This window comes from Myxococcaceae bacterium JPH2, from assembly GCA_016458225.1.
Classification (GTDB): Bacteria; Myxococcota; Myxococcia; order Myxococcales; family Myxococcaceae; genus Citreicoccus.
This window is the reverse complement of record JAEMGR010000036.1, coordinates 88422-103399: the sequence shown is the minus strand read 5'-3', so window position 1 is coordinate 103399 and position 14978 is coordinate 88422. Positions and strand designations below refer to the sequence as shown.

Genomic DNA, 14978 nt, shown 5'->3' with positions numbered 1-14978 from the left:
ACAAAAAGGTGGGGGCTTCATGCGGGACGTCGATGCGGTGATTGCCGGTGGCGGACCCGCGGGCTGCGCGGCGGCTGCGGCAATGGCGGGGCTGGGGATGTCCGTCATGTTGGTGGACGCGGGCGTGGACCGCCACAAACAACTTGCGGGAGAGCTGCTGCACCCCTCCGGCGTGGCGGATCTGCGCGCGTTGCACTTCGACGCGGTGGTGGATCGCTGGACGTCCCAGCCCGTGCGAGGCTTCGCCGTGCGCTTCCACGCACCGCGGCATACCGTCCTGCTGCCCTACGGACGCGGCGTCACGGGCGTGTCGCTCGAGCATGCCTCGCTCACCGTGCCGCTGCTGGAGTCGGTGGCCTCGCGCCCCGGCGTCACATTGATTCCCAAGGCGCGCGTCACGGCGGTGGAGCGCAATGACGCGAAGGGCGTCCACGTGCGCTTCATCCAAGACGGCACCGAGCACACGGTCCGCGCCCGGCTCCTGGTGGCCGCGGACGGCCGAGCCTCGCCCGTGCGGCGCATGCTCGGCATCCCCGAGCGCCTGCACCGCATCTCCACCATGCTCGGCGTCACCGTGGACAGCGACAGCCTGCCCCACCCTGGCTACGGGCACATCTTCGTAGGGGGCCCGATGCACGCGCTGGCCTACGCCATCCAGCCCGGCGTGGCGCGCGTGATGGTGGACCTGCCCCTGGGCAGCAACGCGAGCACCCTCCAGGCTCGGCCCGAGCTGCTCGGCGCCCTCCCCTTGGAGCTGCGCGCCGAGGTCCTGCGTGCCTTGGAGACCCCCCCCGCGCCCCGGCTGGCCTCGAATGATGCTCGGCTCTCCGGCACCGTGAGGGTGGGCAGCGCCGTGCTCGTCGGAGACGCCGCCGCATGCTGTCATCCCCTCACCGCCAGCGGCATGGCCTCGTGCTTCCGCGATGCCCGCGCGCTCCAGGACGCCCTGCGGCGGCATCGGACGGACATCCCGCTCGCGCTGGAGGAGTACGCCCGCGCGCGACGCCCCGCGCAGCGCACCCGCGTGGCGCTCGCGTCCGCGCTCTATGACGCCTTCGCCGGCCAGGATGAGGGCATGCGCGCCCTGCGTCGCGGGCTCGTGCGCTATTGGGAGCACAGCCCCAGCGGCGCACGAACCTCCATGTCGCTGCTCGCCGCCGAGGAGCCCCGCATGCATGTCATGGCCCGCGAGTACCTCTGCGTGGTGGGCCATGCGCTCACGAGCCTGGCCTCGCCCCGGCAGCGGACCGTGCCGCTGCGCTCGGCCGCGCCGCTGTTGCGCTCGGCCGGTCCGCCGTTGAAGACCGCCATGGAGAGCGCGGTGGAGCAGATGGAAGCGTGGTGGCATCGCTGCGTCCAACGTCCTGTCTATTGGCTGGCCAAGGCGGGGCGCGTGGTGCCCAGCCGCGCGTTCGCGTCCAACCGATAACCGCGTCCGCGCCAGTCCACCTCGCGCGACAGCCGCGCGGACAGCGCCACGCCCGCGCCCAGGAGCGGCAGCACCGCGGGCACCCACAGGTGGCGAGGCGCCACCGGCGGCCCATGACACGCGCGCTGCAACCGCACCTGGCTCCACACGGAGAAGCCGATGGGCAGCGTCGCCAGCGCCGCCATGCTCCAGGCGCGCCGCGACATCGCCACGGCCAGGCTCCCCCATGCGAGCCACACCGAGACCCCCCGCGCCCAGTTGGGCCGGGCGAAGGACCAGGGCAGGCCGCTCTGCGAGAAGAGGATCCACCGACGGAAGATGCGCAGGAACGCGCGCAGCCCCAGTCGCCCCGTGACGATGCGCAGCGGCGCATGCACGACGCGGTTCTTCCAACCCGCCTCATGCAGGCGGCGCCCCAGGTACATGTCGTCCACGAACTGGCCCGCGGCGCTGCCCACGCCGCCAATGGCATCCAGCGCCTCGCGGCGGAACACCATCATCTGGCCCATGATGAAGGGCAGCGCGCCGTCCGGTCCCGAGGCACACGCCACGGACGCGCCGTACCACGCGTTCACCAACAGCCCGTAGCCCACGTCTCCCGCCAGCGGCTCCTCGGATGCCGCGTACACGGGCGCGAACGTGGCGCCCGTGCGCTCGTCCTCCAGCAGCGCGCCCACCAGCGCGGTGAGCACGTTGGGAGCCGGACGGGTGTCCGAGTCGCTGAACGCCACGAGCGTGCCTCGTGCGCGAGCCATGCCCACCTGCATCGCGTTGAGCTTGCCCGTCAGTCCTTCGGGTGGCTCGCCCGCGACGATGACTTCCACGCGCCGCGCGCGCGTGGGATGGGAGCGCAGCGCCTCGCGCGTCGGCGCGAACGCCGGGTCGGCCTCGCTGTCGAAGACGAAGAGCACCTCCCACTCACCGGGATAGTCCAGGTCGAGCAGCGCCCGCACGTTCTCGGGCGCCTCCACATCCAGGCCTCGGATGGGGCGGATGATGGTCACCGACGGCGGCTCGAACGGCTTCGCGGAGAGGGCCGGGCGCCTGCGCAGGCCCGCCATCAATCCCCGATGCCCGTGCAGCAGCACGCCCAGCGCCGCCGCTCCCGCCAGCCCCCACACGATGTCGCGCGCTCTCACCACCTCACCCCCTGGTCCCCGAGTCCCGCGCCCCCGGCCGCCCTGAATGGCCGGGCCCCCACCAGTTGAAGTCGCCCATCAGCCGCATCATCGACGGGACGATGAGCACCCGCACCAGCGTGGCATCCAGCGCCACCGCGATGGCCATGCCCACGCCCATCGCCTTCACCACCACCACCGTCGCCAGCGAGAAGGCCGCGAACACCGCGACCATGATGGCCGCCGCGCTGGTGATGAGCCCACCCGTGCGCTCCAGGCCCTCGGCCACCGCGTGGGTGTTGTCGCCCGTGCGCAGCCACTCCTCGCGGATGCGGCTGAGCAGCAACACCTCGTAGTCCATCGACAAGCCGAACAGCGCGCAGAACAACAGGATGGGCAACGAGGGCTCGATGGGTCCGGGCTCGAAGCGCAGCAGGTGCTGGAGGTGTCCCTCCTGGAATATCCACACCAGCGCGCCGAACGAGCCGCACAACGACAGCAGGTTCATCAAGAGCGCCTTCAAGGGCAGCACCACCGAGCGCAGGAGGATGAAGAGGACCACGCACGTCATCCCCATCACGAAGGCCACGGCCGCGGGCGTGTGGTGACGCACGAAGGCCGTCGCGTCCACGTCCATGGCCGTCTGGCCTCCCACCAGCAAGTGCCCGTCGCCCACCGTGCGCTCCTCGCGCAGCGTGCGCACCAACGCCCGCGCCTCGGGGCTGGTGGGCGCAGCGGACGTCAGCACCTGCATCACCGCCGCGTGGCCACTCAAGTAGGCGTTGCGCGCGGCGCGCAGCGCTGGCGGCAGGGCCTCCGGCGGCGCGGCGGCCATCTGCTCCAGCCGTGAGCGATCCATCCCCGGCGCGAGGTCCACCGCGCTCTCCACGCCCAACACCCCTGGCAACGCGGCGATGCGTCGGCTCGCGTCGTACAGCGCGCTGGCCCGCGCGGGCGTGAAGGGGTTCCCCGACGGGAACTCCACCACCACCAGCACGCGGGTCGCGGCCTCGCGAGGAAACAGCCGGGCCAGCGTCGCCGCGCCCTGGCGCGCGGGCGTGTCCTCGGGCAGCGCGGTGATGTCCGTGGCCGCCAGCTGCAAGCGCCGGAACGGCAGCCCCATGGCCAGCAGCAGCACGAGCGTGGGCAGGAGCACCCACCACGGATGACGCATCACCCAGGTGGCCAGCGCGTGCCAGCCTCCGCCCCGCCCCACGCGGTTCACGAAGGGCAGTCGGCCCAGGTCCACCCGAGGCCCCAGCCACGACAGCAGCGCGGGCAGCGCGGTGAGCGCGAACAACACCGCGAAGGCCACCACCAGCGCGCCGCCCAGCCCCATGGCGCTCAGGTACGAGCCTCGGAAGAACAAGAGCCCGCCCAGCCCCACCGTGACGGCCAGTCCGGAGAACGCGACCGCTCGGCCCGCCGTGTCCAGCGTGCGCGCCAGGGCCTGCTCCGTCGAGCGCCCCGCGCCCAGCTCCGCGCGGAAGCGGCTGACGATGAACAGCGAGTAGTCGATGGCCACGCCCAGGCCGATGAGCGACACGACGTTGAGCGTGTACTGCGCCATGTTCGTGACGCGCGACAGGAGCAGCACGCCCGCCACGCCGCAGAGCACCGCCAGTCCGCCCACCACCAGCGGCAGCGCGGCGGCCACGACGGAGCGGAAGACCCAGAGCAGCACCACCAGCGCCAGCGGGAAGGAGATGAGTTCGGCGCGCAGGAGGTCGTGGGCCAGCAGCGCATTGAGCGCATCGAGGAAAGCCACCTTGCCGGTGATAGTGGTCCTCAGGCGTGGGTCCTGGAGCGCGGCGCTCACCGTGGGGAACGCGGCGGTGGCCTCGCGCTCACCGCCCTTCAATCGCACCAGCGCGAGCACGTCGTGACCGGTGCCTGCCACGAAGCGCGCGCGATAGGCCTCGGGCGCACCCACGGGAGACACCACCGACTCCACCTCCGGCAGCTTCTCCACGCGCGCGAGCACCTGGGACACCGCGCCCTGGAACGGCGCTGCGTCCGCGCGCCAGTCGTCGCGGTGGAAGATGACCGCCAGCGTCTGATCATTCGAGCCCGCGGCGGCGCCCCGAGCGAGCGCCTCGGCCCGCGCGGACTCGACGCCGTCGATGGTGCCGGTGGTGAGATGCCCCCCCAGAGCCAGCACCCAGACCGCCAGGGCGAGGAGCACGCCGCTGCCCACGAGCACCCAGCGGCCGTGCCGATGAACGGCGTCGGCCAGCCAGGTGAATGCAGACGGCGCGTCTCCCGCCGGCTCCATCATGGCGCGGCGAGTTCCGGGAACGAGGCGAGGATCTCGCGCGCGGTGTCCACCTTCACGCTGCCGCGCTCCACGAGCAGCCGCGCCACCTTCTCCACGTCCGGACCTCGAGCGCCCGCCGTGACGGCGACGCAGCGCGCGTGCAGCGCCATGTGGCCCTTCTGGATTCCCACCGAGCCCAGCGCGCGCACCGCCGCGAAGTTCTGCGCCAGCCCCACCGACGCGAACACCATGGCCAGCTCGCGCACCGACGACACACGCAGCAACTTGAGCCCGAGCTGCGCGCCGGGGTGGATGCGGATGGGACCGCCCACCAGGCCCAGCGCCAGCGGCAGCTCGATGCGCCCCACCAGGTGGCCTTGCTCCAGCGTCCAGCGAGACAGCGGCCCGTAGCGCCCCATCCGGCAGGCATACGCATGCGCGCCCGCCTCGATGGCCCGCCAGTCCTGCCCCGTGGCGATGGCCACCGCGTCGATGCCGTTCATCACGCCCTTGTTGTGCGTGGCCGCGCGGTAGGGGTCTGCCTCGGCGAAGCGGCTCGCTTGGAGGATGCCCTCGGCGATGGCCTCGCCGGGCAGGTCGAAGTCCGCCAGCGCCTCCAAGGGAATCCGGCACGAGGCGCGCGCCAGCCGTTGATCCGCGAGGTTCGACAGGATGCGCACGAAGACGCGCCCGCCGGTGAGCTGCTCGATGAGCGGCGCCACGCCCTCGGCCATGGTGTTGATGAGGTTGGCGCCCATGGCCTCCTGGGTGTCCACCAGCAGGTGCACGATGAAGAGCGGCTCGCCCTGCGGCCCCTCGGGAGCGGGCAGGATGCGCACCTGCACGTCGCGCGCGCCGCCGCCCCGTCGCTGCAACGAGGGATGGAAGCTGTTGGCCAGGGCGAGCAAGGGCTCGCGCGCCGCCAGCACCCGCGAGCGCGCCACCTCGGCCGAGCCGTACCGGGTGAGCTGCACCTGGGCAATCATGGTGGAGTCATCCGCCTCGGCGGTGAAGCCACCCGCCTGGCGCACCACCTTGGCCGCGAACGACACCGCCGCGACCACCGAGGGCTCCTCCACCGCCATGGGCACCACATGGTCGCGCCCGTTGACGGTGAGGTTCAGCCCCAACCCCAGCGGTAGGGAGAACACCCCCACCGCGTTTTCGATCATCTGGTTCACGACATCGAAGGAAGAAGCCTCCCACCCGCGCAAGACGCGCAGCTCTTCCAGTGAGACATGTCCCCGCCGCGCCAGCTCCCGCCATCGCTCGTCCACGCCGCGGCGATGGAAGCCCGGCAGACGAGAGGACGGAGTGTCCGGAGAGGACTCCGGCAATCCATCGTCCAACACTTCCGACATACATGTCCCCCATCGCTGGGTCCGTGACGCACCTGGGAACTGGTGACGGCGCGCGGGGTTGGGCAGGGGCCGCGGTGGGGTTCGTCGCGCCAAGGGTTCGCGAGTCAACGCGACGCGCCGGCGCATGTGGACACGTGGGCCTTTGCCGCCCTCCATGCTTGCCCGCCTTCATGCTAGAAGGCCCGCGCTTGCTTCGACTCTGGCTCTGCCTCGTCTTGTGGTTCTGCGCGCCGAGCGGCGGGGGCCTGGTCCCCTTGCTCGCCGCCGAGTCGAGCGACGTGTGCCATCAGCGTTGCTCGGACGATGACGACCCGGGTCAGTGCGCGCCCACTTGCTTGGACTGCGCCTGCTGCTCGCATGTGCGGACCGCCGCGCTCCCCGTCAGCCTCGGCGTGGGGCTCGTGAGGCTGTCGCCTCCGCGTCTCCTGCCCACCGACGACCTCCCGCCCACCTCCGCGGACGTGGGCGACATCCGACACGTCCCCAGGACGGCTCGCGCGTAGGCCGAGTTCGTGTCCACGGGCCCCGCGCGCGGCGTGCCCGTGAACCAGGTTCCGTGCGCGCCCGCGCCCGGCGACCGCCATCGTCTCGCGAGGTTCATTCCATGTCGTCGCATCGTCGACTCGCGTCGGCCGCCCTCGGGCTCGCCGCCGCGCTCCTCTGGCCACGTCTCGGCGCGGCCCAGCTCCCAGCGCTCACTTTCGAAGAGGCCCTGGCCCGCGCCCGTCAGCGCGCGCCCGCGGTGGTCGAGGCCCAAGGCCGCGTGGCCGAGGCCCAAGGCCCCGTCGCGGGCGCCGCGCCCTTCTTGCGCGCCAACCCCGTCCTCGAAGCCGAGGTCGGCCCTCGAACCCGGGTGGATGGCGCGCGCGGAATCGACGTGGCGGTGGGGCTCACGCAGCCGCTCGAGCTCGCGGGCCAGCAAGGGGCTCGGCGGGACGCGGCGCGCGCGGGGCTGTCCGCGGAGCAGCAGCGACAGCGAGACACCGAGCGGCGCGTCGTGGGAGAGGCCGCGGAGGCGTTCCTGCGCGCGCTCCATGCCCAGGAGCGGCTGGGGCTCGCGCGGCAGGCGGAGGAGGCCGCTCGGGAGACGGCCTCCTCCACGCAGCGACGACTCGACGCGGGCGACGTGCCCCGCGTGGACGTGAACGTGGCGCGCGTGGCCCTGGCGAGGGCTCGCGCGGACGTGGCGGACGCGGAGGGCGACGCCGAGGCGACGCTGGGCGCGCTGCGCCTCGTGCTGGGGCTGGGCCCCGAGGTCCCCCTGGAGCCCAAGGGAGAGCTGCGCGCCCTGGCCTCTCGTCCCGTGAATGCGCCCAGCGAGGCGCGCGCGCGCCCGGACCTGGCGGCCTTGGAGGCGGAGGTCACTCGCGCCGAAGCAGAGCTGCGCTTGGGACGTGGCGAGGCCTGGCCCGACCTGGGCGTGGGCGTGCGCTATCAGAGAGAGGCCGACGAGACGGCCGTGCTCGGGACCCTGAGCGTGCCGCTGCCGCTCTTCGCCCGCGGGCAGGAGACCCGCGTCACGGCCGAGGCGCGCGTGCAGCGCATGAGCAGCGCACTGGAGGCGGCGCGGCGTTCGCGCGAGGTGAGCCTCGCGTCCGCGCGGGCCTTGGACCGCAAGCGACAAGAAGCCGTGGTGCTGCTGGAGCAAGAAGCCCTTCCCCTGTTGGACGAGAACGCCGCCCTCGCGCGCCGCGCCTACGAGGTCGGAGAGATGGGGCTCGCCGAGTTCCTCCTCGTCCGTCGCGACACACGTGACACCCGGGCCGCGTGGCTGGACGCGCTGCTCCTCGCCGCCCTCGCCCGCGTCCAGCTCGCCGTCGAGATGGGAGTCCTTCCATGAAGTCCTACGCACTGCTGCTCGCCGCCCTGCTCCCCCTCACCGCATGCAAGCGCGACGCGCCCGCGCACGAGGACGCCCCCGCGCATGACGAAGGCGCGAGCGCCGCGAACCCCGAAGGCAAGCACGACGAATCCCACGTCCACATCGCGCCCGAGATGCTGCGCGACCTGCGCGTCACCACCTCCCCAGTGGAAGTGCGCCCGGGTGGAGAGAGCGTCACCGTCCTGGGAGAGTTGACCTTCGGAGAAGACGCGTACGCCGAGGTGGCCCCGCCCGTCCCCGCCCGGGTGCACGCGGTCTTCGTCACCACCGGCCAACACGTTCGAGCAGGTGAGCCGCTCGCGGACGTGCGCAGCCCCGAGCTGGGCCGCGAGCGCGCCAACCTGCGCGCCGCGCAGGCCCGCGCCACCGTCGCGAGACAGGCCGCCGAGCGCAAGCGCACGCTGGCCACCGAGCACATCGTCGCGGAGAAGGACGCCCAGGCCGCCGAGGCCGACGCCACCGCCGCGGACGCCGAAGTGTCCGCCGCCCGCGCCGCGCTGGTGGCCCTGGGCGCGAAGGGAGACGACACCGCCGACGCCGCATCCCCCGGCGTCCTCCTGCGCGCGCCCATCGACGGCACGGTCATCGAGCGCGACGCGCGGCTCGGACAGATGGCCGAGCCCACGCGCCCGCTCTTCCGCATCGGCGACCTGGGCTCGCTGTGGCTCATCGTGCACGCCTTCGAGCGGGACGCGGTGCGCCTCCAGCCCGGCACCGAGGCGCGCGTCACCTTCGCCGCGTTTCCCGGCAAGGAGTTCAGCGCGCGCGTGCGTCACGTGGGGCAGCGCGTGGACGCCGCATCGCGCACGCTCTCGGTGAGACTGGAGCTGGCGAACCCCGAGGGCCTGCTGCGCCCCGGCATGTCCGCCTCCGCCTCCATTCCCCTGGGCGGTCCCGGCAGCACCATCACCACGGTGCCCGCGGCGGCGCTCCAGCGCCTCGAGGACGGCTGGGTGGTGTTCCTCCCCACCGAGGAGAAGGGAATGTTCGAGCGGCGCGAGGTGGGGCGAGGCCGCACGCTGGGGGACTCGGTGGAGGTGCTCTCCGGGCTGAAGGCCGGCGAGCGCGTGGTGGTGGAGGGCGCCTTCCTCCTCAAGGCCGAGGTGGAGAAGTCGAGCGGCGGAGGCGACGAACATGGGCACTGAGCACGCACCGTCCTCGTGGGTGGCGCGCGTGCTGCGCGCCTCGTTCTCGCGGCCTGGCCTCACCGTGGTGCTGGCGCTCGCATTGTCGGCGCTCGGCGCGGTGTCGCTCCAGGGGCTGCGCCGCGACGTGTTCCCCGACCTGTCCGCGCCCATCTTCAACGTCATCGTCCAGAACGCGGCCATGGGCGCCGAGGAGCTGGAGACCGCGGTGGCCATCCCCATGGAGGTGGCGCTCGCGGGCCTGCCGGACGTGCGCCGCATCCGCTCCACGTCACAGCTCGGTGTGTCGCAGGTCACCGTGGAGTTCGAGCCCGACGCGGACTACTTCCGCAGCCGACAGTACGTGGCCGAGCGCGTGGCCCAGGCCCAGGCCGAGCTGCCCGCCGGCACGGACGCGCCCCTCGTCTCCAGCCTCACCGGGCGACTCAACGAGGTGTTCGAGTTCACCCTCGAAGCCGAGCCCGGCGCCGCGGACCTGATGACGCTCCGGGACCTGGCCGAGTTCGAGGTGAAGAACCGCCTCCTCGCCGTGCCCGGCGTCGCGGGCGTGGAGCGACTGGGTGGATACCTGCGTCAGTTCCAGGTGCGGATGGATCCCGACCAGATGGTCGCGCGCGGCGTCTCGCTGGGCGAGGTGCGCCACGCGCTGGAGGGCGCCAACCTCAACGCCTCCGGTGGCTTCATCGTGCAGGGCCCCATGGAGTGGACCGTGCGCGCGGTGGGCCGCGCCCAGAGCGTCGAAGACCTGCACAGCACCGTGGTGGCGCTCCGCGATGGCACCCCGGTGTTGCTCGGGGACGTGGCGGACGTCCGCGAGGCGCCGGCCGTGCGCCGCGGCATCGCGCACCGACTGAAGGGCGAGGTGGTGAGCTGCCGGGTCATCAAGCAGTTCGGCGCGGACACGCAGCGCGTGGCCCAAGGCGTGCGCGCCGCGCTCGATGAACTCCAGCAGGGCCTGCCGCCCGGAGTGCAGCTGCGCGTCGTGTATGACCAATCCGAGCTGGTGGACTCGGCGCTGGGCGGCGTGGGCCGAGCCATCCTGTTGGGCGCCTTCCTGGTGGTGCTCGTGCTCTTCGCGCTGCTGGGAGACTGGCGCGCGGCGCTCATCGTCACGCTCACCCTGCCGCTGTCGCTGGCGCTCGCGGGCGTGCTGCTGAAGCTGGCGGGCATCGGGCTGAACACCATGACGCTGGGAGGTCTGGCCATCGCCGTGGGCCTGCTGGTGGACGCGGCCATCATCGTGACGGAGAACATCCTCCACGACCTCCGCGAAGGCGCAGGACGCCGCTCCGTGCGCGACGAGGCGCTCGCGGCCTCGCTGGAGGTGGGACGCCCCATCGCCTTCGCGACCCTCATCGTCGTGTCGGTCTTCATCCCGCTGTTCGCCATGGCGGGCATCGAGGGCCGCATGTACCGCCCGCTGGCGGCGGCGGTGGTGGCCTGCCTCGCGGCCTCGCTGGGCCTGGCGCTCACGCTGGTGCCGGTGGCGTCAGGACTGTTCCTGCGCGCGCCGCGTCCCGAGAAGCCCGAGGACGTGTGGTTCATCCGCAAGGTGAAGGCCGTGTACGCGCCGCTCCTGGAGGCGTGCCTGCGTCGCGCGGGGCTCGTGCGGCTGGTGGCGCTCGCCATCACCGTGCCCGCCTTGGGGCTGGCCTTCGCGGTGGGCAGCGACTTCATGCCCCGCCTGGACGAGGGCGCCTTCCTGCTCCAGACGGTGCTGCCTCCCGAGGCGTCACTGGAAGAGGTGGATCGCCTCAACCACCACGTGGAGGACGTGCTGCGCGGCTTCCCCGAGGTGGAGGACGTGGTGCGCCGCACCGGCCGCGCCGAGCGCACCGAGGACCCCATGCCGCACACGCTCTCGGACGTGCTCGTCGTCCTGAAGAAGGACCGGACGCGCAGCCTCGATGAGCTGGAGGACGCGCTGCGCGACGCGGTGAGCCGCGTGCCAGGCGTCACCACGCTGTTCACCACGCCGCTGGGCATGCGCATCGACGAGGGACTGGGTGGCAGCCCCGCGGACCTCTCGGTGCGCATCTTCGGGCCGGACCTGGAGACGCTCTCCTCGCTGGCCGCGAAGGCGCGCGCGCTCATGGCCTCGGTGGAGGGCGTGGAGGACCTGCGCGTGGAGAAGCTCAGCGGCCTGCCGCAGCTTCGCGTCACCGTGAACCGCGCCGCCGTGGCGCGCGTGGGCCTCACCCCCGGCGACGTCATCCGCGCCGTGCAGACGGGGCTGGTGGGCGAGGAGTTCTCCCAGGTGTGGAAGGGCCAGCGCCGCTACGACCTGGTGCTGCGGCTGGCGGATCACCGCCGGGGGGACCTCAACGCCTTGAGCAACCTGCTCGTGGATGGGCATGACGGCACGCGCATCCCGCTCAACCAGCTCGCCCAGATCGAGGAGACCTTCGGCGCGGGTAGCATCCGGCGCGAGGCAGGGAGCCGCCGCATCGCGGTCGAAGCCAGCGTGGCCGGGCGTGACCTCGGGAGCACCGCCGCCGAGGTGCGCCAGAAGCTGGCCACCGGGCTGAGCCTGCCCACCGGCTACTTCCTCGACGTGGGCGGACGCGTGGAGAGCCAGCAGCGCGCCGCGCAATCCCTCACCCTGGCCATCGCCGTCGCGCTGCTCGCCGTCTTCGTGCTGCTGTACCTCGCGCTCGACTCGCTCGCCGAGGCGCTCGTCATCCTCGCCACGCTGCCGGACGCCTTCGTGGGCGGCATCCTCGCGCTGCTCATCGCCGGCGAGACGTGGAACGTCTCCAGCCTCGTGGGCCTCATCGGTCTGTTCGGCATCGCCGTGCAGAACGGCCTGGTGCTCGTCGCGCAGACCAAGGACCTCCTGGCCCGAGGACGCTCGTTCCCCGAGGCCATCCGCGAGGCCAGCCTCAGCCGCGTCCGCCCCAAGCTCCTCACCGCCGGAACGGCCATCCTCGGCCTGCTGCCCCTGCTCGTCCTGCCCCTGCACGGCACCGAGATTGAGCGGCCCCTCGCGGTGGTGATGGTGGGCGGCCTCCTGACATCCACCCTCTTCACCCTCCTGGCGCTGCCCACGTTCTATGCCTTCGTCCACGGCCTCCAGGAGCGCTTCCGTCGTGATCGGGACACACCTCCGTGACAATCCCGGAGAAATCGGATCATCCCCACGCAACTCGGGAGCCCTACGAACGACAATCGGGCTGGAATCACTTCGTTTTCCTCGGGACCCGCCATGACCGTTCGCTCCTCGGCTTCGACTCCTCGCGTCACAACGGCTGCGCTGACCCGCACCGCCGCGGCGGCGAGCCCCCCCGTGACGGCGCCCGCTGCCCCCCTGAAGAAGGGGGACTCGGGCCCCAAGGTGAAGCAGCTCCAGGACGCCCTGGTGAAGCTGGGCTACCTGACGAAGGAAGCGGCCGCCTCGGGTCCGGGCACGTACGGCGTGAAGACCGAAGCCGCCGTGAAGAAGTTCCAGACGGACAAGAAGCTGTCGGTGGATGGCTCGTACGGAACCAAGACGCAGGCGGCGCTGACCAAGGCGCTCTCCGGCACCACCACCACGCCGCCCACCAAGTTCACCAAGCCGCCGGTCATCAGCGCGCCCTCGCCCAACTACGACGAGCGCAACGGCACGGCCATTGACGCCATCATCCTGCACCACACGGCGTCCAACGACGGCAAGGCCGACCTCTCCTGGATGCGCAATCCGAAGAGCAAGGTCTCGGCGAACTACATGATCGACCGTGACGGGAAGGTGTACCAGCTCGTCGCAGACGAGAAGCGCGCGTGGCACGCGGGCGTCTCCGAGCTGCGCGGCGTCCCCACGGACATGAACGCGCGCTCCATCGGCATCGAGATCGTCAACGACGGCAGCGGCAAGACGGCCTTCACCGAGGCGCAGTACAAGTCCATCACCCAGCTCGTGGGCTTCCTGAAGCAGGAGTACAAGGTGCCCATGGAGAACATCCTGGGCCACAAGGACGTCGCCGTCCCCAAGGGCCGCAAGGACGACCCCGCCTCCAACTTCGATTGGAAGCGCGTGCGCAGCGGCATCACCAAGCCGGCCTGAGCCCACGCCCGAGCCAGCCAGTTCGTTCAAGCCCGCCCTTCGGCGGGTTTGTACTTTGAGGGCATGGCTCCACTCATCGTCCTCGTCTCGCTGTTCGCCCTGCTCTCCGGCCTGGGGCTCCTCGGTGTCTCGTCGCTCGCGGGGTGGTACGCGCCGCTGCGCTTCGCCCTGGCCGGAATGTTCCTCCTCACCGCGTCCGCGCACTGGGGCCGGCGTCGCCCGGACCTGGTCCGCATGGTGCCGAACGCCCTGCCCCGCCCCGAGCTGTGGGTGACGCTCACGGGTATCCTCGAGCTGGCCGGAGCGCTGGGCTTGGTACTCCAACCGCTGGCCGCGTGGGCCGCGCTCGGGTTGTCGCTCCTGCTGGTCGCCATGTTCCCCGCGAATGCCCGGGCCGCGCGCGAGCACCTGAGCATCGCGGGAGTCCCGGTGATGTCATTGTGGCCTCGGTTGCTGTTGCAACTCGGCTTCATCACCGCGACGGGAGCTGTGTTCCTGGTGGGACTGCGCTCGCTCCTCGCCGTGGGGTGAGCCCGCGGAAGGTGGCGTGCCCCTCCGCGCTGACGGCTGGGAGAATCCCTGCCCCTGACCGGCCGTGGCGCCTGCCCGCTCGCCAGGCCGGCGACGCGAGGACCGCGCCCTGCTACGAGTCCTCCCGCGAGGCCCGCCGCAACGGGCCCCGCGCTCCGGCATCCGAGGCGCACGAGCCGGGGCGCCCGTCGCCCAGGAAGAGGACCCCATGAGCACCGAGCACGATGACCGCCTCACCCGCCGTACCACCCTGGTCGCCGGCCTCGCTGGCGCCGCGACGCTCGCGGCCCTTCCCACCGAGGGACACGCCCCCTCCGGAGACGGCCCTACCCTGAACCGCCGCGAGCGACTGCCCGTCGCCTTCCTTCCGCACGGAGGTGGCCCGTGGCCCTTCGTGGACCTGGGCTTCGGAGACCCGGCGGAGCTGTCCGCGCTGGCCGGATACCTGCGCTCCATTCGCACGCTGCCGAAGACGCCACCGCGCGCGGTGCTCATCATCTCCGCGCACTGGGAGGAGTCCGTGCCCACGGTGATGTCGGGCGCGCGCCCGCCCATGCTGTATGACTATTACGGCTTCCCGCCCGAGTCGTATGAGATTACCTGGCCCGCGCCCGGCGACCCGGCGCTCGCGACGCGCGTGCAGGAGCTGCTCGGCAAGGCTGGATTCCAGACCGCGGCGAACGCGGAGCGAGGCTTCGACCACGGGACGTTCGTGCCGCTCAAGCTCGCCTACCCAGACGCCGCGATGCCCACCGTGCAGTTGTCATTGAAGCGCGGCCTGGACCCCGCCGAGCACCTCGCCATGGGACGCGCGCTCGCGCCGCTGCGAGACGAAGGCGTCTTCATCGTGGGCAGCGGGATGACCTTCCACAACCTGCGCGCCTTCGGTCCGCAAGCCAGTCCCGTGGCGGAGTCCTTCGATGCGTGGCTGCGAGACGCCGCGACGCGTGAACCCGCCGCTCGGGATGAGCACCTGAAACAGTGGGCCAACGCCCCCGCCGCGCGACTGGCGCACCCGCGCGAGGAACACCTCCTGCCGCTGATGGTCATCGCGGGCGCCGCGGGCCAGGACCGAGGCACCGTCGCCTACAACGGATCCATCCTTGGGCTGCGCCTCTCGGCGTACCATTTCGGGTGATATCTTTTATTGGCTTGGTCTGTGTTTCACGGCGAAGCCCCGTACCTGTCTTGACAGGTTCAAGCAGCATGTGAC

Annotated in this window: 11 protein-coding genes; 7 read left to right on the top strand and 4 right to left on the bottom strand. The window is 72.0% G+C overall.

Annotated elements, in window-relative coordinates:
• Positions 1-19 precede the first annotated feature (19 nt).
• Positions 20-1429: an FAD-dependent monooxygenase gene (locus JGU66_32515; GenBank protein ID MBJ6765502.1), complete on the top strand. Its 1410-nt coding sequence runs from the start codon at positions 20-22 to the stop codon at positions 1427-1429.
• Here JGU66_32515 and JGU66_32510 read toward each other — a convergent pair.
• The 4 genes from JGU66_32510 to JGU66_32495 all read right to left on the bottom strand — a co-directional run bounded on the left by JGU66_32510 (position 1369) and on the right by JGU66_32495 (position 6766).
• On the bottom strand, positions 1369-2568 hold the full coding sequence (locus tag JGU66_32510) for a glycosyltransferase (protein MBJ6765501.1): 1200 nt from the start codon (positions 2566-2568) through the stop codon (positions 1369-1371). The two genes, JGU66_32515 and JGU66_32510, sit on opposite strands and share 61 nt — an antisense overlap.
• A gap of 4 nt (positions 2569-2572) precedes the next feature.
• Positions 2573-4822, bottom strand: coding sequence for an MMPL family transporter (locus JGU66_32505; protein ID MBJ6765500.1), 2250 nt, complete (start codon positions 4820-4822; stop codon positions 2573-2575).
• Positions 4822-6165, bottom strand: a complete 1344-nt coding sequence (locus JGU66_32500; protein MBJ6765499.1) for a hydroxymethylglutaryl-CoA reductase, degradative — start codon at positions 6163-6165, stop codon at positions 4822-4824. The genes JGU66_32505 and JGU66_32500 overlap by 1 nt, the downstream gene beginning before the upstream one ends.
• A 316-nt stretch (positions 6166-6481) precedes the next feature.
• Complete coding sequence (locus JGU66_32495; GenBank protein ID MBJ6765498.1) at positions 6482-6766, bottom strand: hypothetical protein; 285 nt, start codon at positions 6764-6766, stop codon at positions 6482-6484.
• A gap of 3 nt (positions 6767-6769) precedes the next feature.
• On the opposite strand from JGU66_32495, the gene JGU66_32490 reads away from it, so the two are divergent.
• The 6 genes from JGU66_32490 to JGU66_32465 all read left to right on the top strand — a co-directional run bounded on the left by JGU66_32490 (position 6770) and on the right by JGU66_32465 (position 14903).
• A complete protein-coding gene (locus JGU66_32490) occupies positions 6770-8005 on the top strand; it encodes a TolC family protein (GenBank protein ID MBJ6765497.1) in 1236 nt (411 codons plus the stop codon).
• Complete coding sequence (locus JGU66_32485) at positions 8002-9192, top strand: efflux RND transporter periplasmic adaptor subunit (protein ID MBJ6765496.1); 1191 nt, start codon at positions 8002-8004, stop codon at positions 9190-9192. The genes JGU66_32490 and JGU66_32485 overlap by 4 nt, the downstream gene beginning before the upstream one ends.
• Positions 9182-12304, top strand: a complete 3123-nt coding sequence (locus tag JGU66_32480) for an efflux RND transporter permease subunit (protein ID MBJ6765495.1) — start codon at positions 9182-9184, stop codon at positions 12302-12304. The genes JGU66_32485 and JGU66_32480 overlap by 11 nt, the downstream gene beginning before the upstream one ends.
• Before the next feature lie 93 nt (positions 12305-12397).
• Positions 12398-13234, top strand: a complete 837-nt coding sequence (locus JGU66_32475; protein ID MBJ6765494.1) for an N-acetylmuramoyl-L-alanine amidase — start codon at positions 12398-12400, stop codon at positions 13232-13234.
• Between the two features lie 63 nt (positions 13235-13297).
• Positions 13298-13765: a DoxX family protein gene (locus JGU66_32470; protein MBJ6765493.1), complete on the top strand. Its 468-nt coding sequence runs from the start codon at positions 13298-13300 to the stop codon at positions 13763-13765.
• Positions 13766-13973: 208 nt separating this feature from the next.
• Positions 13974-14903, top strand: a complete 930-nt coding sequence (locus JGU66_32465) for a dioxygenase (protein ID MBJ6765492.1) — start codon at positions 13974-13976, stop codon at positions 14901-14903.
• Positions 14904-14978: the final 75 nt, after the last annotated feature.

What these genes read in the sequence shown, in the direction of transcription:
- JGU66_32515 (MBJ6765502.1), top strand. Translation starts at nt 20, where the DNA reads ATGCGGGACGTCGATGCGGTGATTGCCGGTGGCGGACCCGCGGGCTGC.
- JGU66_32505 (MBJ6765500.1), bottom strand. Translation starts at nt 4,822, where the DNA reads ATGGAGCCGGCGGGAGACGCGCCGTCTGCATTCACCTGGCTGGCCGAC.
- JGU66_32500 (MBJ6765499.1), bottom strand. Translation starts at nt 6,165, where the DNA reads ATGTCGGAAGTGTTGGACGATGGATTGCCGGAGTCCTCTCCGGACACT.
- JGU66_32495 (MBJ6765498.1), bottom strand. Translation starts at nt 6,766, where the DNA reads ATGAACCTCGCGAGACGATGGCGGTCGCCGGGCGCGGGCGCGCACGGA.
- JGU66_32490 (MBJ6765497.1), top strand. Translation starts at nt 6,770, where the DNA reads ATGTCGTCGCATCGTCGACTCGCGTCGGCCGCCCTCGGGCTCGCCGCC.
- JGU66_32485 (MBJ6765496.1), top strand. Translation starts at nt 8,002, where the DNA reads ATGAAGTCCTACGCACTGCTGCTCGCCGCCCTGCTCCCCCTCACCGCA.
- JGU66_32480 (MBJ6765495.1), top strand. Translation starts at nt 9,182, where the DNA reads ATGGGCACTGAGCACGCACCGTCCTCGTGGGTGGCGCGCGTGCTGCGC.
- JGU66_32475 (MBJ6765494.1), top strand. Translation starts at nt 12,398, where the DNA reads ATGACCGTTCGCTCCTCGGCTTCGACTCCTCGCGTCACAACGGCTGCG.
- JGU66_32470 (MBJ6765493.1), top strand. Translation starts at nt 13,298, where the DNA reads ATGGCTCCACTCATCGTCCTCGTCTCGCTGTTCGCCCTGCTCTCCGGC.
- JGU66_32465 (MBJ6765492.1), top strand. Translation starts at nt 13,974, where the DNA reads ATGAGCACCGAGCACGATGACCGCCTCACCCGCCGTACCACCCTGGTC.